Source organism: Pseudomonas sp. ME-P-057 (assembly GCF_030208975.1).
Lineage (GTDB): Bacteria > Pseudomonadota > Gammaproteobacteria > Pseudomonadales > Pseudomonadaceae > Aquipseudomonas > Aquipseudomonas lutea.
Genome location: NZ_JARVSX010000001.1, coordinates 116,534 through 135,295, shown reverse-complemented (window position 1 = coordinate 135,295; position 18,762 = coordinate 116,534). Strand labels below are relative to the sequence as shown.

The following is an 18,762-nucleotide window of genomic DNA, read 5'->3' as shown; positions in this document are numbered from 1 at the left end:
ATATTATGCCCATCATCTAAGCGTAAACGGTGCAGCCTGCGATCTCTGCCGAGACACGTCTACGCTTCCCTCCACCACTCGACTGTCCTTGAGGAGCAGATTCATGAATCACTACGACGTTGTCATCATCGGCGGCGGCCCCGGCGGCTACAACGCGGCGATTCACGCCGGCCAGAGGGGTTTGAAAGTCGCGTGCATTGAAGGCCGCGGGACTCTTGGCGGCACGTGTCTGAACGTGGGCTGCATTCCCTCCAAGTCGCTGCTTCATGCCTCGGAGCTGTATGAAGCGGCCACCGGGGAGGCATTCAAGAAGCTCGGCATTGAGGTGAATCCGACGCTGAACCTGGCCCAAATGATGGCGCAAAAAGCCGAAAGCGTGACCGGCCTTACCAAAGGCATCGAGTTCCTTTTCCGTAAGTACAAGGCCGAGTGGATCAAAGGCTGGGGCCGCCTCGCCGGGCCTGGCAAGGTTATCGTCACAGATGCCGCGGGCGTCGAAACCGAGCTGAGCGCGAGGGATATCATCATTGCCACCGGCTCCGAACCAACCCCCCTGCCCGGCGTGACCATCGACAACACACGCATTCTGGATTCCACCGGCGCGTTGTCGCTGAGCGAAGTGCCCAGGCATCTGGTGGTGATTGGCGCAGGCGTGATTGGCCTTGAGCTCGGTTCGGTGTGGCGCCGACTGGGGGCGCAGGTGACGGTGGTCGAGTTTCTCGATCACGTCGCCCACGGAACGGACCTGGAGGCGGGCAAAACATTGCACCGCTCGCTGTCGCGTCAGGGCATGCAGTTCAGACTCGGGTCGAAGGTAACGTCTGCCCTTCCAACCGACACCGGCGTGACGCTGACTGTCGAACCGGCGGCCGGTGGAGACGCCGAGTTCATTGAAGCGGACTATGTACTGGTATCCATCGGACGACGTCCGGTGACCAAAGGGCTGGGTCTGGAAACCGTAGGACTGGAGCTGGACAAGCGCGGCGTTCTGCCCAATAAGGGACACCGCACGGCAGCCGAGGGCATCTGGGTCATCGGCGACGTCACGTCTGGTCCGATGCTGGCGCACAAGGCGGAAGATGAGGCAGGCGTTTGCGTGGAGCGCATTGTCGGCAAAAAGAGCGAGCTCAACTACAACCTCATCCCTAACGTCATCTACACCCAGCCCGAACTGGCCAGCGTCGGTAAAACGGAAGAACAGCTCAAGCAGGAAGGGCGTGCTTACAAGGTGGGCAAATTCCCCTTCAGCGCCAACAGTCGCGCCAAGGTCAACCATGAAACCGATGGCTTCGCGAAAGTACTGGCGGATGAGCGCACTGATGAAATCCTCGGCGTTCACCTGGTCGGCCCAAGCGTCAGCGAGATGATCGCGGAGTATTGCGTAGCGATGGAATTCGCCGCCTCTGCTCAAGACGTGGCATTGACCTGCCATCCCCATCCAACGCGCTCTGAAGCGTTGCGTCAGGCGGCAATGGCCGTTGGGGGACATACGACGCAAGCTTGAAGCCTGCCTGGTAGACCGGTGATAAGTTTCCCGCCACAGCAGGCTCCATTGAGGCAAAACGCACTTTGGATGGGCCCGGCTTGGTGGGGAATTTACGCGCTGAAACGCCGGGATTGCCGAGAGAATCAGCCGTGCCGAGCATCACTCTGGAGTGAAACCGGTCGTGCCCTGAAACGATTTTTTTCCCTCTGCGCGAACAACATGCCCGGATTGTTATCTGTTTGTTGGTAATTTGCGTTCGGCAAGGATTGGGAAAGCGCACTTTTTTGTGCAGGAAGGCACAGCATCTTCAGAGGCTTCACCTTATGAATCGCAGGAATCTCTTGAAAGCTTCCATGGCCGTGGCAGCCTATAGCGCGCTGCCGGCCACGGGTCTTTATGCGGCACGCGCACTGGCTGCGGCGGCAGATGGCGACATCGAACATTTCGATTTCAAGGCCTTGCAGGACACCGCCAAACAGATGGCTGGCAAGCCCTACGTTAGCACCAAGCAAAACCTGCCACCCACTCTGGCGAACATGACGCCGCAGCAGTTCAACGCGATCAAGTACGACGCTGGTCATTCATTATGGAATGACGTGAAAGGTCAGCTCGATGTGCATTTCTTCCACGTCGGTGCCGGTTTCAAGACGCCGGTTCGTATGTATAGCGTTGACCCGGCGACCCAGCAGGCGCGGGAAGTGCATTTCCGTCCCGAGCTGTTCAATTACGAAGCCAGTCGTATCGATAAGAGTCAGCTAAAAGGCGATCTGGGGTTCGCCGGGTTCAAGCTGTTCAAGGCCCCGGAGATTGCCATCAATGACATTCTTTCGTTCCTTGGCGCCAGCTATTTCCGAGCGATCGACAGCAACAAGCAATACGGCCTCTCTGCGCGGGGCCTGGCCATTGATACCTACGCCCATAGCCCGGAAGAATTCCCGGATTTCACGAAATTCTGGTTCGAGAAACCCACCAAAGATGCCACGCGCTTTGTGGTCTATGCGCTGCTGGATTCCCCAAGTGCGACGGGCGCTTACCGCTTCGACATCGATTGCCAGGCCGACCGGGTGGTGATGGACATCGACGCGCACATCAACGCGCGGGCCGACATCGAGCAGTTGGGCATCGCCACCATGACCAGCATGTTCAGCTGCGGCACGCACGAACGCCGCATGTGCGACACCCTTCACCCGGAAATTCATGACTCCGACCGGCTGGCCATGTGGCGCGGCAATGGTGAATGGATCTGCCGTCCGCTCAACAACCCGGCCAAGATCCAGTTCAACGCCTTCGCCGACAAGGACCCTAAAGGGTTCGGCCTGGTGCAAACCGACCACGACTTCAAAACCTATCAGGACACTGTCGACTGGTATCACCGCCGACCGAGTCTCTGGGTCGAGCCCACCACGGCGTGGGGCGAGGGCTCTATCGATCTCCTGGAATTGCCTACCACAGGCGAAACCCTGGATAACATCGTTGCGTTCTGGAACCCAAAGGTGCCGGTCAAGGCCGGCATGTCCATGAACTACGGCTACAAGCTCTACTGGAGCCCGCTCCCACCTGTCAGCACACCGCTGGCGCAAGTGCATGCAACCCGTTCAGGCATGGGAGGCTTCATCGAAGGTTGGGCGCCAGGCGAGCATTATCCTGACGTGTGGGCGCGACGTTTTGCAGTGGACTTCAACGGAGGCGGCTTGGACCGTTTGCCCGAAGGTTCCGGCATTGAACCCGTGGTCACGGTGTCGCATGGCAAGATTCAGGATTTCAATGTGCTTGTACTGCCTGACATCAAGGGCTTCCGTGTCACGTTTGACTGGTACCCCACCAGCGACTCGATGGACCCGGTGGAAATGCGCATGTTCATCAAGACCGGCGATCGCACGTTGAGTGAAACGTGGCTGTACCAGTATTTCCCCCCTGCCCCTGACAAGCGTCGCTACACCTGAGAACGTTCTGCCATTGACGGAGCCAATCCGTAAGTAGAGGCGAACTACCCTGTCAGCCGTTGGATATCCAGCGGCTGACTTCGCCCGCAAGCTCTCAAATGCTGTGCCCGTTTCAATCTGCAAAGGCACGCGCGTCAGCAGCGTTTGCCACTGCTGCAGAACCAACGTGTAACGATATTGAGTCATAGAGCGCTGTAATAAACCCCATATTTCGGTGCTCATAACCAGCGTCAATTTTATATCCCTCTTATAAATCAGATAGTTACGATAAGCGCCGTTTGGTTGGTTTTTAATATGTCCATAATTTTGACTATTTGATTGACAGTACGTCCATCTAACGCTGATATATCCCTGTCTCGCCGCTCGCAGAAGCTTATTACGTCCCTTCTCCTGCCCTGCAGCGACATCACAATCATCGCGATCGCAGGCCGTTTTCGGCTATTGCCGCCTCGGCTGGGCAAACACTTGCGCGCCCGGCCATTCGCTTCGCACGCTGGTGCTTATTACACGTTTAAATGCTCCCGAGGGGCTGCACATGATGTCGACTTCCCCCGTATACGTAGAAAAACCGTCTTTACTCTCGTTTGATAAATCCACGGCAGTGGTGCTGGTCGCGATCAGCTTGATGATCGCTGAGTCGTTCAACGGTGCTTTACGCTTTTATCTCGATCAGGCCGGGATTTCCGTGCTGCTCTATGGCCCGAAGGTAGCCTGCCTGTTGTTCTTCGCGCTGGAACTGCGCACCTTCAAAGCGGGCCCGGGCGTCTGGCTGAGCTTGCTGTTGCTGCTTCTGTCAGCGGGATGGGCGGCACTGAACGGCGCTCAGGCAGGAAACTTCGCATTCGCGCTGTACGGCATTAGCCCGCTGCTGTTCGGGCTCGCCTGCGGTGACCAGATCATTCGCCACAAGCGCTTGTTTATGTGGGCTGTCGTCTTTTGCCTGGTTGCCTCGCTAGGCGGTATCGCGCTCGACAGATACATCAGCCTGCCGTGGAAAGGCTACAGCTATACCGTTGGCGGCACGGAGTTGACGGCCAACACCGCATGGGTGGCGGAAGACCTCGACCGCCCGGCCGGCTTCGCACGGATCTCCAGTTCGCTGGCTATCATCATTTCGATTTTCAGCCTTTACCTGATGGCAACACTGCGCTCCAGGTTGCTTGGCCTGATGGTGTGCGTGGTTGGCCTGGCCGGTGTGATATTGACGACCAGCAAGGCGCCCGCATTGGCGTTCATCGGCGGTACCGGCCTGCTGCTGATCTTGCGCTACCGCTGGACGGCTCGCGCTACCATTCTTGTCGCCGTGGTGCTGGGGATGTCCTTGCCTTTCGTGGGAATGATGACCGACTTCGATGCCTCCAGAATCTCGCCCACCGGTTCTCTGGCATCAATCTATGACCGATTGATCAACACCTGGCCTAACGTCATTCGGACGCTGATGGATGACCAGCGCACGCTCTCCGGCGTGGGCTTCGGGCTGGTCGGCAGCGCCGTTGCGGCCTTTCCGGTACCCGGCGCCGGTATCTTCATGGTCTCGGACAGCACGGTGGTTTATCTCTGGGCAATGCTGGGTCTTGCGGGGCTGTTCTTGTATACCCTGCATATCCCGCTGTTTTTCGTACTCGCAGACAGCGTCAGCCAATACGGGCGAGCCATGCTGGTGACGAGCTTCTGCATTTGCATTGTGAGCTGGACCACTGACACCCTGGAAGTCACGCTTGCCAACATGTTCATGGGGATGGCGATCGGGCATGCATTGGCTATGAAGTCGAGGATCAGATCGCCTTCCCCAAAGCCCCATGAGTTGCCCGCCTGGAACGGCCTGCCGGGGCTGAGTTGAACGGATCACTCATGAGCCTTCGCACGCTGGGTACCCTGGCACTCTTGGCTGCCCTGGCGACTGCCAATGCCAATGCGGACGCGGACGCCCCCTTCATTGTGGGAGTCGCAACGCACTCAATGAACAACACCGGGCAACCGCTGCGCAGCCTTCAAATGGCGAGCGCGGCCGGCGTGACGTCGGTTCGTGACGATGCGTTTTGGTCCACCGCCGAACCCACAGCGGGCCAGTTGCAGATCGTCGCGCCGTGGCGGGCGTGGCTGAGCACCGCCAGGGCGCTGGATCTTGCCCCGATGGTGATTCTCGGCTACGGCACGTCGTTTCAAGGCAACGCCAAACCGCGCAAGCCCGAGGTCAGGATTCCGTATCTGAAGTACGTCGACTACATCACCCGCCAGCTGGGCAACCCCGTGAAATTTTACGAGGTCTGGAATGAATGGGACATCGAAGGTCCCGGCGATGCGCGTTTGAGCAACGACTACGCCTCGTTGGTCCGAGACGTGGCGCCAGTCATTCGCAAGAATAACCCCCAGGCAGTGATACTCGCCGGTGCAGTGACGACATTGGGTATCACGAGTGGGTTCGTTGACCGCATCATCGCTGCCGGCGTGATGAAGTACGCCGATGGGTTATCCCTGCACCCCTATGTGCATTGCTACGGCAGTGATCGCAACACGCCGGAGAGCTGGATAGGCTGGATGCGTGACCTCGACCGCAAGATCACCCTCAAGGCTGGCAGGCCTGTGCCCCTTTACCTGACGGAGATGAGTTGGCCAAGTCATGAAGGCAATTGCGGGATCAGTCAGGAGCGCCAGGCTGCTTATCTGTCCCGGGCGTATTTCCTCATTCGAACCCTGCCCAACGTCAAGGGCATGTGGTGGTACGACTTGATCAATGATGGTGATGACCGCAGTGAACAGGAACACAACTTCGGCCTGCTCGACTCTGCCCTCGGCCCGAAGCCTGCCTACGCGGTGCTCAAGGCCATCAGCCCGTATCTCCGCGACTTCCATTACGAGCCCACCAACAGCCTCCAGAATGACGGCATCTATCAACTGGCGTTCAGTGCCGGGCGCGAGCGAATAATGGTCGCATGGGCCAGCGGTCGCCAGCGGGAAGTCAGCATCAGTGCCTCCGCCATGCAAAACCAGAACGTTCGTGTGCTCGATACCTTGGACCCCGACAAAGGGATGGCGAACGCCCGGCAGCAATGGGTCTGCAAGGATGATCATTGCTCAACGCCGGTAAAGTTGACGGGGTTTCCCAAGATCATCCGCCTCAGTCCTGATGCCTGATACACCGTAACGAATGCCGCACCCGCCTGCCGTTCTGAAAAGCGTCTGTGCATTCAGCTGCAAATAGTGGCATTACGACATTTCTCCGACATCTCTTGCTGCTACGCTACGGCCTTGGGCAGCGGAGATGCCGGGGGAATACATGGGGCTTCGAGGGAGATTGCTGGTGGGTAGTCTGCTGGTGCTGCTCATGACGCCAGCCATGGCGGGGCCTTACATCGCAGCCGGGGCTCAATGGAAGCCCTATGCCTATGAGGACAAGGACGGTCACCTGATCGGGGTATCCATCGACATCGCGAGACGGGTGATGGCGCTAGCCAATCTGGAGGTAACCTTTGTCACCTACCCCGTCAACCGCTTGCAATCGATGTTGCAAAAGAGCGAGATCGACATCAACTTCGCAGACGCGCTGATCTGGAACAATGCCGCAGAACGGCGCCGCTTCGTTTTCTCGAAACCTTATTCCACCGTCAAAGAGCACTTGTACTTTCTGGCTGATCACCCCGCTCGCGGTCAATCCATTGGGCAAATGGATCACCTCACCATCGGCATGGTACGAGGCTATAACTATTGGGCACTGGACCCGGCTATCGACAAACGTCGCATGAGCCGACTGGAAACCTCCCAGGACGAGGCGCTGATCAAGCTGCTGCAAAGCGGACGCGTGGACGCCATCGCCATGGTCGACGACATCTTCGATGAGTTGATTTCAAGCGAAAAGCTTGATCCCTCGCTGTTCACACGAGGCGCGCGACTCAGCGAAGCGATGCTGGTGTTCAAGCTTCAACCACAACATGCCTCGTGGCTACCGCAGATAAACAGCGCAATCGACAGCATGCAAAAGACCGGTGAGTTGGAGCAGATCCGGCGTAGATACTTGCCAGGCACACAGGATGCGCCTTGAACGTATCAACCCAGGCGCAAATAGGATGTGATCGGTTTATCCACAGATTGCGGGCTGCGTGGAAGTCCTCGTCGGATGCCACTGCACATCGAAGCTGTGGGTAAGTCGACTAGATCCTGCTATCCCTTAATGTTGTGATCGCAATGGAGGCGAAACAATCAAAAGCGCCGACTACTGTGGATAACTGGATGACTGTGAAGGAAGCCAAGCCGACTTGGCTTCCTCACATCGGCGATCTTATCCACAGCTGTATCCGTGCTTATTTTCGGATCAGCAAATGACGAATGGCTTGAAGCGTTAGTCGCTGCAAATATAAGCCGGCGTACCGTCTCTGTGGATAACTTATTCAACAGTGACTGATTTTGCCAAGTTGCGCGGCTGGTCCACATCCGTGCCCTTCAGCACTGCTACGTAGTAGGAGAGCAACTGCAGGGGGATGGTGTACAAAATCGGCGTCAGAGCGTCGATGATGTGCGGCATGGAAACAACATGGGTACCTTCCCCGTTTACCAGCCCGGCTTGTTCATCAGCAAATACGATCAGCTCTCCGCCGCGTGCGCGCACTTCCTGCAGGTTGGACTTGAGCTTCTCCAGCAGCTCGTTGTTCGGCGCGACGGTGACGACAGGCATGTCACTGTCCACCAACGCCAACGGGCCGTGTTTCAGCTCGCCTGCCGGATAGGCTTCGGCATGGATATAGGAAATCTCTTTAAGCTTGAGCGCCCCTTCCATGGCCACCGGGAATTGCGCGCCACGGCCCAGAAACAGGGTGTGGTTCTTCTCGGCGAACAGCTCGGCAATTTTCTCGACCGTGCTGTCCATGGCCAACGCCTCGCCCAGGCGGGTCGGCAGACGGCGCAGCTCTTCCACCAACTGCGCTTCCACGCCGGCTTCCAGCGTCCCTTTGACCTGACCGAGCGAGAGCGTCAACAACATGAGTCCCACCAGCTGGGTGGTAAACGCTTTGGTGGAGGCGACGCCGATTTCCGGGCCGGCCTGAGTAAGCAGGGTCAAATCGGATTCCCGTACGAGGGAGCTGATGCCCACGTTGCAGATGGCCAGGCTGGCGAGAAAGCCCAAGTCCTTGGCATTGCGCAGGGCGGCAAGGGTGTCGGCAGTCTCGCCTGACTGTGAGATGGAAACGAATAGCGTGTCCGGCTGCACGACGACCTTGCGGTAACGAAATTCGCTGGCGACTTCAACCTGGCAAGGGATGCCGGCCAGGCCTTCGAGCCAGTAACGGGCAACCATGCCGGCGTGATAACTGGTCCCGCAAGCGACGATCTGCACGTTCCGTACCTTGGCGAACAGCTCCGCGGCTTGCGGCCCGAACGCTTGAACCAGCACCTGCTGCTGTCCGAGACGTCCCTCCAGCGTGCGCTGAACTACCTTTGGCTGCTCGTGAATTTCCTTGAGCATGAAGTGACGGTACTCGCCTTTATCCGCTGCTTCGGCACCTTCATGGTATTGAACGGTTTCACGCTCGACGGGCAGGCCGGACGCATCCCATATCTGCACGCTGTCGCGACGGATCTCGGCAATGTCGCCCTCTTCGAGGTACATGAAGCGATCGGTCACTTGGCGCAATGCCAACTGGTCGGACGCCAGAAAGTTTTCCCCCAGGCCCAGACCTACAACGAGCGGGCTACCACTGCGCGCGGCAATCAAACGGTCCGGTTGTTTGGCGCTGATAACGGCCAGGCCATAGGCGCCGTGCAGCTCCTTGACCGTGGCCTTCAAGGCAGCGGCGAGGTCAGGGATCTCTTGCAGCTTGTGATGCAGCAAGTGGACGATCACCTCGGTATCGGTATCGGAGGCGAATACGTAACCCAACGCTTTTAGTCGAGCGCGAAGCGGCTCATGATTTTCAATGATGCCGTTGTGCACCACTGCCAGTTGGTCATTGGAAAAGTGCGGGTGAGCGTTGCGTTCAAGTGGCGCGCCGTGCGTTGCCCATCGAGTGTGAGCAATCCCCAGACGCCCTGTAACGGGTTCGCCGGCAAGCGCCTGTTCCAGTTCGTTGACCTTACCGACACGACGCCGCCGCTCAAGCACGCCATCATTGTTGAATAACGCTACGCCAGCGCTGTCATAGCCCCGGTATTCAAGGCGCTTGAGGCCTTCAAGCAAGATGGGCGTCACATTGCGTTCAGCAACAGCGCCGACAATTCCACACATGGTCTTCTCCTAGGAAACAGCAGCGCAAATCAAGGTTACGCCACGGGCCTGAATTTGCTCGCGCGCCTCTTGAGGCAGGCGGTCATCGGTAATAAGGGTATGAAAGCTGCTCCAGGGCAGCTCCAGATTAGGAATCTTTCGACCGACTTTGTCGGACTCAACCATCACGATCACTTCGCGCGCGACTTCAGCCATGACCCGGCTGAGGCCCAGCAACTCGTTGAACGTGGTGGTACCTCGCGTCAGGTCAATCCCGTCCGCGCCGATGAAAAGCTGATCGAAATCGTAGGATCGCAGCACCTGTTCGGCGACCTGGCCCTGGAAAGACTCGGAATGCGGGTCCCACGTCCCGCCGGTCATGAGCAATACAGGCTCGTGCTCCAGTTCGCCCAGCGCATTGGCGACGTGCAGGGAATTGGTCATCACAACGAGACCCGGCTGCAAACCCAACTCCGGAATCATCGCAGCGGTTGTACTGCCGCTGTCGATGATGATCCGTGCGTGTTCCCGGATGCGGGCAACAGCAGCTCGAGCAATGGCTTGTTTGAATCTGGAAACAGGCTGGCCTGGTTCGCCAATCAATTCCTGGGGCATCGGGATGGCACCGCCGTAACGACGTAGCAGCAACCCATTGCTTTCGAGCGCAGCCAGATCTTTACGGACCGTCACCTCGGAAGTCTCAAAGCGCTTGGCCAACTCGTCCACGCTCACTTCACCCTTCTCATTGAGCAGGGCAAGAATGTTGTGGCGGCGTTGAGGCGTATTACGTTTCGACATGGCAGTCTTAACTTTCGGTTCGTAAGTTAGCGAAAGCAATGAAAGCCTATCGAAAGATCTACGTCAAGGGGGGCAGGCGCAATTTCATGGAAGGCCTGAAAAATCGGCGACGCAGTTCAAAGCCCGCTGTCATTGGCACGGCAGCAGGCTCCTGTGGATAACTTCAGTCTTTTTTGATTTTGACAGGCCGCTTCCAGCCTTCGATATTGCGCTGGCGCGCGCGTGCAACTGCAAGCTGCTCAGCGGACACGTCTTGATTGATGGTGGAACCCGCGCCAGTACTGGCGCCCGTCGCGATAGTCACAGGCGCAACCAGCGAGTTGTTCGAGCCTATGAACACGTCTTCACCCATCACGGTCTGGTGCTTGTTTGCACCGTCGTAGTTGCACGTGATGGTGCCGGCACCAATATTGGTCCGCGCGCCTATAACAGCATCGCCCAGGTACGTCAGATGGCCGGCCTTTGCGCCCTCCCCTAGATGAGCGTTCTTCAGCTCAACGAAGTTACCCACATGGGCTCGGGCATCTAGCACGCTGCCTGGACGCAAGCGAGCGAACGGACCTGCGTCCGCGCCTTCGCCGATGACCGCACCATCAATATGACTGTTTGCCTTAATAACCGCTCCCCTGCGCAGGGTGCTGTCCTTGATCACACAATTTGGCCCGATCGAGACGTCGTCTTCGATGATGACCCGCCCTTCAAGGATGACATTGACGTCGATCACCACATCTTGACCCACCGTGACGTCTCCTCGAACGTCGAAGCGCGCCGGATCGCGCAATGTGACGCCCAATGCCATGAGTCTCCGCGCCTCGCCCTGCTGGTAATGGCGTTCGAGCTCTGCCAGCTGCTTACGGTCATTGGCGCCCTGCACTTCCATGGCGTCTTCAGGCTGGGCAGTTGCGACCACTAAACCATCGCCGACGGCCATGGCAATGACGTCAGTCAGGTAATACTCGCCCTGCGCATTGCTGTTGGAAAGTCGACCCAGCCAGTCGGCCAAGCGTCTGCCGGGCACTGCCAAAATGCCGGTGTTCCCCTCTTTGATAGCCTTCTGCGTTTCAGTCGCATCTTTGTGCTCGACGATGGCGCACACCCGCTGCTGATTATCCCGAACGATGCGGCCATAGCCGGTAGGGTTATCCAGCGTAACGGTCAGCAGGCCCAACTGCTGATCGTTTACAAGCGTAAGCAGCCGGTTCAGTGTCTCGACTTTGATGAGCGGGACATCGCCGTAAAGAATCAATACGGTTTCAGCGTTCAGCACCGGCAAGGCCTGGGCGACCGCGTGGCCTGTTCCCAGCTGTTTATCCTGTACGACGAAGTTCAGGTCGTTGCTAGCCAGTTGCTTTCGTACCTGCTCTCCACCATGCCCGATAACCACATGAATGCTGTCAGGGGAAAGCTGGCGCGCGCTGTGGATAACATGGCCAAGCATCGAATTGCCCGCCACAGGGTGTAAGACCTTGGGGAGAGCCGAACGCATACGGGTGCCCTGACCCGCGGCAAGAATGACGACATCGAGAGACATGAAAGGATTCCAGACGAACTAGGCGCATTTACCGGCTGAGACTCTGAGCCGAAAAAAGAAAAAGGGTAGCCGAGGCTACCCTTTTACTCAATCGCGCATGAAAATCTGCCGGCTTAACCGCCAAACTTTTTGCGAATTTGCTGAACGGTGCGCAGCTGGGCTGCGGCCTCCGCCAGACGTGCAGCAGCAGATCCGTAATCGAAATCCGCGCCTTTTTCATTCAGAGCGCGCTCGGCTGCCTTGACGGCTTCCTGAGCTGAGGCTTCATCCAGGTCGGCTGCGCGTTGCACTGTATCGGCAAGCACTTTGACCATGTTCGGTTGAACCTCAAGGAAGCCACCGGAGATGTAAAACACCTCGGCTTCGCCACCCTGCTTGATCAGACGGATCGGACCCGGCTTCAGATCGGTGATCAACGGTGCGTGGCCTGGAGCGATACCGATATCACCCAGGTTACCGTGTGCAATCACCATCTCGACCAGACCGGAGAAAATCTCTCCTTCCGCGCTGACGATATCGCAATGGACTGTCATAGCCATTTGCATGCCTCAACCTGATTAGCGCCCGTTACCGGGCGCCTGGATTACAGTTTCTTGGCTTTCTCGATCGCTTCTTCGATGCCGCCGACCATGTAGAAAGCCTGTTCTGGAAAATGGTCGTAGTCACCGGCGAGGATGCCTTTGAAGCCAGCAATGGTGTCTTTCAGGGAAACGTATTTACCCGAGGCACCGGTGAAGACTTCAGCCACGAAGAACGGCTGCGACAGGAAGCGCTGAATCTTACGAGCGCGGGATACCAACTGCTTGTCGGTTTCCGACAGCTCGTCCATACCCAGGATCGCGATGATGTCTTTCAGCTCTTTGTAGCGCTGCAGAACGTACTGAACGCCGCGAGCGGTGTCGTAGTGGTCCTGACCGATAACGTTCGGGTCCAGCTGGCGCGAAGTCGAATCCAGTGGATCTACCGCTGGGTAGATACCCAGGGAAGCGATATCACGGGACAGAACGACCGTAGCGTCCAAGTGGGCAAACGTTGTAGCTGGCGATGGGTCGGTCAAGTCATCCGCCGGTACGTATACCGCCTGGATCGAAGTGATCGAGCCTTCCTTGGTCGAAGTGATGCGCTCTTGCAGCACGCCCATCTCTTCAGCCAGCGTCGGCTGATAGCCTACTGCAGAAGGCATACGGCCCAGCAGTGCGGATACTTCAGTACCGGCCAGTGTGTAACGGTAGATGTTGTCAACAAACAACAGAACGTCGTTACCTTCGTCACGGAACTTCTCAGCCATGGTCAGGCCAGTCAGCGCGACGCGCAGACGGTTTCCCGGCGGCTCGTTCATCTGACCGTAGACCAACGCTACTTTGTCCAGAACGTTGGAGTCCTTCATCTCGTGGTAAAAGTCGTTACCCTCACGAGTACGCTCGCCCACACCAGCAAACACGGAATAACCGCTGTGCTCAATGGCGATGTTACGGATCAGTTCCATCATGTTTACGGTCTTGCCGACACCGGCACCACCGAACAGACCGACTTTACCGCCCTTGGCAAACGGGCAAACCAGGTCGATAACCTTGATGCCGGTTTCCAGGAGGTCGTTGCCGCCAGCCTGATCAGCGAACGAAGGTGCAGCACGGTGGATGCCCCAGCGCTCTTCGGTTTCGATCGGGCCCGCTTCGTCGATCGGATTACCCAGTACGTCCATGATCCGGCCCAGAGTCGCTTTACCGACCGGTACGGAAATGGCTGCGCCACTGTCGATTACGTCCAGACCGCGCTTCAAGCCTTCGGTGGAGCCCATCGCAATGGTACGAACTACGCCGTCGCCCAGCTGCTGCTGAACTTCCAAAGTAGTTTCCGCGCCTTGAACTTTCAGCGCGTTGTAGATGCTCGGTACGCTGTCGCGTGGAAATTCCACGTCGATCACGGCGCCGATGATTTGAACGATACGTCCGCTACTCATTAGCTGGATCCTCTGAATATTTGAACCGTTAAACCGCGGCAGCGCCGCCGACGATTTCCGAGATCTCTTGGGTGATCGCTGCCTGACGCGCCTTGTTGTAGATCAGCTGCAAATCGCTGATCAGGTCACCGGCGTTGTCAGTGGCGTTCTTCATCGCGATCATCCGCGCAGCTTGCTCAGCTGCGTTGTTCTCGACCACCGCCTGATAGACCTGCGACTCCACGTAACGGACCATCAAGCCATCAAGCAGCTCTTTGGCGTCGGGCTCGTACAGATAATCCCAGTGGTGTTTGAGTTCTTGATCCTGGGTGGCGACCAACGGAATCAACTGTTCGACCGTTGGCTGCTGAGTCATGGTGTTGATGAACTTGTTGGACACCACGGACAGGCGATCAATACGACCCTCCAGGTAGGCATCCAGCATCACCTTGACGCTGCCGATCAAATCGTTGATCGATGGCTCTTCGCCCAAGTGGCTGATCGCAGCGACAACGTTACCGCCGAAGTTGCGGAAAAACGCCGCACCTTTGCTGCCGACCACGCACAGATCGATCTCTACGCCGTTTTCACGGTTCTTCGCCATGTCCTTGACCAAGGCCTTGAACAGGTTGGTATTCAAGCCACCACACAGACCACGGTCACTGCTCACCACCACGTAACCGACGCGCTTTACTTCGCGTTCGATCATGAAGGGATGACGATATTCCGGGTTAGCGTTGGCAAGATGACCAATCACCTGGCGGATGCGCTCCGCGTAAGGACGGCTAGCAGCCATACGCATTTGAGCCTTGCGCATTTTGCTGACCGCCACTTTTTCCATGGCGCTGGTGATCTTTTGCGTGCTTTTGATGCTCGCAATCTTGCTGCGAATCTCTTTTGCGCCTGCCATGTAACACCTATCAGGTTAGCAAGCGGGAGCCTCGCGGCTCCCGCTGCGGCTTACCAGGTTTGGGTGGCCTTGAACTTCTCGATACCGGCTTTCAGGCCAGAGTCGATCTCGTCATTGAAGTCACCCTTCACGTTGATCTTCGCCATCAAATCGGCGTGATCTCGGTTGAAGTAAGCAATCAGCGCTTGTTCAAAGCTGCCAACCTTGGCGATTTCGACGTCAGTCAGGAACCCACGCTCAGCGGCATACAGCGACAGCGACATGTCAGCAATCGACATTGGCGCATATTGCTTCTGCTTCATCAGCTCGGTGACGCGCTGACCATGCTCAAGTTGCTTGCGAGTTGCCTCGTCCAGGTCAGATGCGAACTGGGCAAATGCTGCCAGTTCACGGTACTGAGCCAGCGCGGTACGGATACCACCGGACAGCTTCTTGATGATCTTGGTCTGAGCGGCACCACCCACACGGGATACCGAAACACCGGCGTTCACTGCCGGGCGAATGCCGGAGTTGAACATGGCTGATTCCAGGAAGATCTGACCGTCAGTGATGGAGATCACGTTGGTCGGAACGAACGCAGAAACGTCGCCAGCCTGTGTTTCGATGAGCGGCAGTGCGGTCAGCGAACCGGTCTTGCCAGTCACTGCGCCGTTGGTGAACTTCTCGACCCATTCTTCCGAAACGCGGGAGGCGCGCTCCAACAGACGGGAGTGGAGATAGAACACGTCGCCTGGGTACGCTTCACGTCCTGGTGGACGGCGCAGCAGCAAGGAAATCTGACGGTAGGCCACAGCTTGCTTGGACAGATCATCGTAAACGATCAATGCGTCTTCGCCGCGGTCGCGGAAGTACTCGCCCATTGTGCAGCCGGAGTACGGTGCCAGGAATTGCAGCGCAGGAGACTCGGAAGCGCTGGCGGCTACGACGATCGTATTGGCCAGAGCACCGTGTTCTTCCAGTTTGCGTACAACGTTGGCGATGGTCGATTGTTTCTGACCGATTGCCACGTAGACGCAAAAAATGCCGCTGTTCTTCTGATTGATGATCGCGTCGATGGCCAGAGCGGTTTTACCGATCTGACGGTCGCCGATGATCAGCTCACGCTGGCCACGGCCGACAGGAATCATGGCATCAACTGCCTTGTAGCCAGTCTGCAAAGGCTGGTCTACCGACTTACGCCAGATCACGCCTGGAGCAACTTTCTCGACCGCGTCGGTCTCGGTGTTGTTCAGTGGACCTTTGCCGTCGACAGGGTTACCCAAAGCGTCGACTACGCGACCCAGCAATTCCTTACCAACAGGAACTTCCAGGATGCGGCCGGTGCACTTGGCACTCATGCCTTCAGCCAGAGAGGTGTAAGCGCCCAGTACGACAGCACCCACGGAGTCTTGCTCCAGGTTCAGTGCCATACCGTAAACGCCGCCCGGGAACTCGATCATTTCGCCGTACATCGCGTCGGCGAGACCGTGAATCCGCACGATACCGTCAGACACGCTGACGACAGTGCCTTCGTTTCGGGCTTGGGAGGCCACATCGAGTTTCTCGATACGGCCCTTGATGATTTCACTTATTTCGGAAGGATTGAGTTGCTGCATTGCTCTGCTGCCCCTTCAAACTCAAGATTTCAATGCTTCGGCTAGTTGCGCGAGTTTGCCGCGAACTGAGCCATCGATAACCAGGTCGCCGGCGCGGATGATGACACCACCTATCAGGGCGGCATCCTCCGCAGCGTGCAGGCGCACTTCCCGGCCGAGCCGTGCACTGAGAACCTTGGCGAGTTTGTCTTGCTGTTCTTGGTTCAATGCAAAAGCACTGGTCACATCCACGTCTACCGATTTTTCCTGCTCGGCCTTGTACAGCTCGAACAGTTCGGAGATCTCCGGCAAAAGCTGAAGACGGTCGTTTTCGGCAACGACGTGAATGAAATTCTGTGCCTTGGCATCGAACTTGTCGCCGCACACTTCAATAAAAGTGGCGGCCTTGTCTGCGCTCGTCAGTCGCGGGGCCTTGAGCATGCGCTGCATCGTGTCGTCTTGCGACACTGCAGCAGCCAGGCCGAGCATGGCTGACCAATTGGCCAGTTGCTGGTGCGCCTGTGCATGCTCGAAGGCTGCCTTAGCGTAAGGTCGGGCCAACGTGGTCAGTTCTGCCATGATCGCCCTCGCTTAAATTTCAGCAGCCAGTTTGTTAACCAGCTCCGCGTGCGCGTTTCGATCGATTGTGGCACCCAGGATCTTCTCTGCGCCGTTGACTGCCAGGCTACCCAGCTGGGCGCGCAGCGCGTCTTTGACGCCGTTCAGTTCCTGTTCGATCTCGGCCTGAGCCTGAGCCTTGATGCGGTCAGCTTCGACGCGAGCCTGTTCCCGGGCTTCGTCGACAATCTGGGTACCGCGTTTCTTGGCTTGCTCAATGATCTCAGCTGCCTGAGCTTTAGCTTCGCGCAGTTGCTGACCCACTTTATCTTGGGCCAGCTCCAGGTCGCGAGCTGCTCGTGTAGCAGCGTCCAGTCCATCCGCAATCTTCTTCTGACGTTCGTGCAAAGCCGCGATGACCGGAGGCCACACGAACTTCATGCAGAACAGCACAAAAATGAAGAACGCAACGGACTGGCCAATCAGGGTTGCATTAATGTTCACGCCAACACCTCGCTCGTTCGTTGTCCATCACACCAATCAACTCGACAATTCGAGTGATTAGCCAGCGAGTTGACCAACGAAGGGGTTCGCAAAAGTGAAGAACAGAGCGATACCAACACCGATCATGGTCACGGCGTCGAGCAGACCAGCCACGATGAACATCTTAACTTGCAGCATTGGAACCATTTCTGGTTGACGCGCAGCGCCTTCCAGGAATTTACCGCCCAGCAGACCGAAGCCGATTGCAGTACCCAGTGCGCCCAGGCCGATCAGCAGTGCAACAGCGATAGCAGTTAGACCAACTACAGTTTCCATCTTTCCTCCCGACTTTTACGTCGTATTGGTTAGGTTTTCTTAGATTAAAGCGGTAAAACAAAATCGTTTCTTACATCAGGCCCTCGCGGGCACCCCCCCACCGGAGCGAGGGGATCATCAGACTCGCCAGGCGAGTCTTAATGGTTATCTTCGTGAGCCATCGACAGGTAGACGATGGTCAGCATCATGAAGATGAACGCTTGCAGGGTGATGATCAGGATGTGGAAGACAGCCCACGCCCATTGCAGGACCACGCCAAGGCCGCTCAGCCAGAGCAGGCCGCTACCGAACATGACCGCGATCAGAATGAACACCAGTTCACCCGCATACATGTTGCCGAACAGACGCAGTGCCAGGGAAATCGGTTTGGCCACCAAAGTCACGAATTCAAGCAGGAAGTTCACCGGAATCAACAGAGCCTGAACGAAAATGTTCTTGCTGCCGAACGGATGCAGGGTCAACTCTCCGATAAAGCCGCCGATACCTTTGATCTTGATGCTGTAGAAAATGATCAGGGCGAAGACAGACAGGGCCATACCCAGTGTTGCATTGGGATCTGTTGTCGATACGGCACGGAATGGAATGTGATGGTCGCCGGTGACCATGATCGCCAGTTGCGGGATCCAGTCGACTGGAATCAAGTCGACGGCGTTCATGAGGAACACCCAGGCGAAAATGGTCAACGCCAGTGGCGCGATGACAGCGCTGCGGCCGTGGAAACTGTCCCGAACGCTGCCGTCAACGAACTCGACAAGCACTTCAACGAAGTTCTGCAGCGCACCGGGTTGACCGGAAGTCGCTTTTTTTGCGGCCATACGGAAGATCAGCACGAAAATCAGACCTAGCGCGACCGACCAGCCAAGGGTATCCACGTGGAAAGCCCAAAAGCCCATTTCTTTTGCTTGCGCTGCGGAATGCGCGAAGCCCCAACTGCCGTCAGGCAAATGACCAAAGGTCAGGTTCTGCAAGTGGTGCTGGATATAGCCCGAAGCTGTTTGCTCTGCCATG

The 18,762-nt window shown here is 57.2% G+C and carries 16 protein-coding genes; 5 read left to right on the top strand and 11 right to left on the bottom strand.

Annotated features, from left to right (window positions below; all coding sequences use genetic code 11):
• The first annotated feature begins 103 nt into the window (after window positions 1-103).
• The 5 genes from lpdA (at window position 104) to QRN48_RS00610 (ending at window position 7,468) form a co-directional block, all read left to right on the top strand.
• Window positions 104-1,504, top strand: coding sequence for a dihydrolipoyl dehydrogenase (lpdA, locus tag QRN48_RS00630; RefSeq protein WP_285348349.1), 1,401 nt, complete (start codon window positions 104-106; stop codon window positions 1,502-1,504).
• A gap of 305 nt (window positions 1,505-1,809) precedes the next feature.
• Window positions 1,810-3,429: a glucan biosynthesis protein D gene (locus QRN48_RS00625; RefSeq protein WP_285348347.1), complete on the top strand. Its 1,620-nt coding sequence runs from the start codon at window positions 1,810-1,812 to the stop codon at window positions 3,427-3,429.
• 535 nt (window positions 3,430-3,964) lie between these two features.
• Window positions 3,965-5,269, top strand: a complete 1,305-nt coding sequence (locus QRN48_RS00620) for an O-antigen ligase family protein (protein ID WP_285348345.1) — start codon at window positions 3,965-3,967, stop codon at window positions 5,267-5,269.
• A gap of 11 nt (window positions 5,270-5,280) precedes the next feature.
• Window positions 5,281-6,564 (top strand): hypothetical protein, encoded by a 1,284-nt coding sequence (locus tag QRN48_RS00615; RefSeq protein ID WP_285348343.1) that lies wholly within the window; start codon window positions 5,281-5,283, stop codon window positions 6,562-6,564.
• Window positions 6,565-6,730: 166 nt separating this feature from the next.
• Entirely contained in the window at window positions 6,731-7,468 is a 738-nt protein-coding gene (locus tag QRN48_RS00610; RefSeq protein ID WP_285348341.1) for a substrate-binding periplasmic protein, read from the top strand.
• 342 nt (window positions 7,469-7,810) lie between these two features.
• Here the strand turns inward: QRN48_RS00610 and glmS are convergent, their stop codons facing one another.
• From glmS to atpB, 11 genes are all read right to left on the bottom strand, one after another.
• Window positions 7,811-9,646: a glutamine--fructose-6-phosphate transaminase (isomerizing) gene (glmS, locus tag QRN48_RS00605; protein ID WP_285348339.1), complete on the bottom strand. Its 1,836-nt coding sequence runs from the start codon at window positions 9,644-9,646 to the stop codon at window positions 7,811-7,813.
• A 9-nt stretch (window positions 9,647-9,655) separates the two neighbouring features.
• Window positions 9,656-10,423, bottom strand: a complete 768-nt coding sequence (locus QRN48_RS00600; protein WP_037016904.1) for a DeoR/GlpR family DNA-binding transcription regulator — start codon at window positions 10,421-10,423, stop codon at window positions 9,656-9,658.
• 163 nt (window positions 10,424-10,586) lie between these two features.
• Window positions 10,587-11,954: a bifunctional UDP-N-acetylglucosamine diphosphorylase/glucosamine-1-phosphate N-acetyltransferase GlmU gene (gene glmU, locus QRN48_RS00595; protein ID WP_285348338.1), complete on the bottom strand. Its 1,368-nt coding sequence runs from the start codon at window positions 11,952-11,954 to the stop codon at window positions 10,587-10,589.
• A 113-nt stretch (window positions 11,955-12,067) separates the two neighbouring features.
• Window positions 12,068-12,493, bottom strand: a complete 426-nt coding sequence (locus QRN48_RS00590; RefSeq protein WP_037016911.1) for a F0F1 ATP synthase subunit epsilon — start codon at window positions 12,491-12,493, stop codon at window positions 12,068-12,070.
• A gap of 44 nt (window positions 12,494-12,537) precedes the next feature.
• The gene (atpD, locus tag QRN48_RS00585) at window positions 12,538-13,914 is read right to left on the bottom strand and encodes a F0F1 ATP synthase subunit beta (RefSeq protein ID WP_285348336.1); all 1,377 of its coding nucleotides are present in this window, start codon (window positions 13,912-13,914) and stop codon (window positions 12,538-12,540) included.
• A gap of 28 nt (window positions 13,915-13,942) precedes the next feature.
• On the bottom strand, window positions 13,943-14,803 hold the full coding sequence (gene atpG, locus QRN48_RS00580) for a F0F1 ATP synthase subunit gamma (RefSeq protein WP_037016916.1): 861 nt from the start codon (window positions 14,801-14,803) through the stop codon (window positions 13,943-13,945).
• 50 nt (window positions 14,804-14,853) lie between these two features.
• Window positions 14,854-16,398, bottom strand: a complete 1,545-nt coding sequence (gene atpA / locus QRN48_RS00575) for a F0F1 ATP synthase subunit alpha (protein ID WP_037016918.1) — start codon at window positions 16,396-16,398, stop codon at window positions 14,854-14,856.
• Window positions 16,399-16,419: 21 nt separating this feature from the next.
• Window positions 16,420-16,956 (bottom strand): F0F1 ATP synthase subunit delta, encoded by a 537-nt coding sequence (locus QRN48_RS00570; protein WP_037016920.1) that lies wholly within the window; start codon window positions 16,954-16,956, stop codon window positions 16,420-16,422.
• Between the two features lie 12 nt (window positions 16,957-16,968).
• Window positions 16,969-17,439 carry a F0F1 ATP synthase subunit B gene (locus QRN48_RS00565; protein WP_037016923.1) on the bottom strand — a complete coding sequence of 157 codons (471 nt, stop codon included), beginning with the start codon at window positions 17,437-17,439 and terminating at the stop codon, window positions 16,969-16,971.
• A 57-nt stretch (window positions 17,440-17,496) separates the two neighbouring features.
• Window positions 17,497-17,754, bottom strand: a complete 258-nt coding sequence (gene atpE / locus QRN48_RS00560; RefSeq protein ID WP_002555987.1) for a F0F1 ATP synthase subunit C — start codon at window positions 17,752-17,754, stop codon at window positions 17,497-17,499.
• Window positions 17,755-17,891: 137 nt separating this feature from the next.
• On the bottom strand, window positions 17,892-18,761 hold the full coding sequence (gene atpB / locus QRN48_RS00555; RefSeq protein WP_037016925.1) for a F0F1 ATP synthase subunit A: 870 nt from the start codon (window positions 18,759-18,761) through the stop codon (window positions 17,892-17,894).
• Between the last annotated feature and the right edge of the window lies 1 nt (window position 18,762).

Excerpts from the sequence above, each read along its gene's own strand:
- QRN48_RS00570 (WP_037016920.1), bottom strand. The coding sequence starts at position 16,956 with ATGGCAGAACTGACCACGTTGGCCCGACCTTACGCTAAGGCAGCCTTC.
- QRN48_RS00600 (WP_037016904.1), bottom strand. The coding sequence starts at position 10,423 with ATGTCGAAACGTAATACGCCTCAACGCCGCCACAACATTCTTGCCCTG.
- QRN48_RS00625 (WP_285348347.1), top strand. The coding sequence starts at position 1,810 with ATGAATCGCAGGAATCTCTTGAAAGCTTCCATGGCCGTGGCAGCCTAT.
- lpdA (WP_285348349.1), top strand. The coding sequence starts at position 104 with ATGAATCACTACGACGTTGTCATCATCGGCGGCGGCCCCGGCGGCTAC.
- glmS (WP_285348339.1), bottom strand. The coding sequence starts at position 9,646 with ATGTGTGGAATTGTCGGCGCTGTTGCTGAACGCAATGTGACGCCCATC.
- atpA (WP_037016918.1), bottom strand. The coding sequence starts at position 16,398 with ATGCAGCAACTCAATCCTTCCGAAATAAGTGAAATCATCAAGGGCCGT.
- atpB (WP_037016925.1), bottom strand. The coding sequence starts at position 18,761 with ATGGCAGAGCAAACAGCTTCGGGCTATATCCAGCACCACTTGCAGAAC.
- atpG (WP_037016916.1), bottom strand. The coding sequence starts at position 14,803 with ATGGCAGGCGCAAAAGAGATTCGCAGCAAGATTGCGAGCATCAAAAGC.
- QRN48_RS00620 (WP_285348345.1), top strand. The coding sequence starts at position 3,965 with ATGATGTCGACTTCCCCCGTATACGTAGAAAAACCGTCTTTACTCTCG.
- QRN48_RS00615 (WP_285348343.1), top strand. The coding sequence starts at position 5,281 with ATGAGCCTTCGCACGCTGGGTACCCTGGCACTCTTGGCTGCCCTGGCG.
- atpE (WP_002555987.1), bottom strand. The coding sequence starts at position 17,754 with ATGGAAACTGTAGTTGGTCTAACTGCTATCGCTGTTGCACTGCTGATC.
- atpD (WP_285348336.1), bottom strand. The coding sequence starts at position 13,914 with ATGAGTAGCGGACGTATCGTTCAAATCATCGGCGCCGTGATCGACGTG.
- QRN48_RS00590 (WP_037016911.1), bottom strand. The coding sequence starts at position 12,493 with ATGGCTATGACAGTCCATTGCGATATCGTCAGCGCGGAAGGAGAGATT.
- glmU (WP_285348338.1), bottom strand. The coding sequence starts at position 11,954 with ATGTCTCTCGATGTCGTCATTCTTGCCGCGGGTCAGGGCACCCGTATG.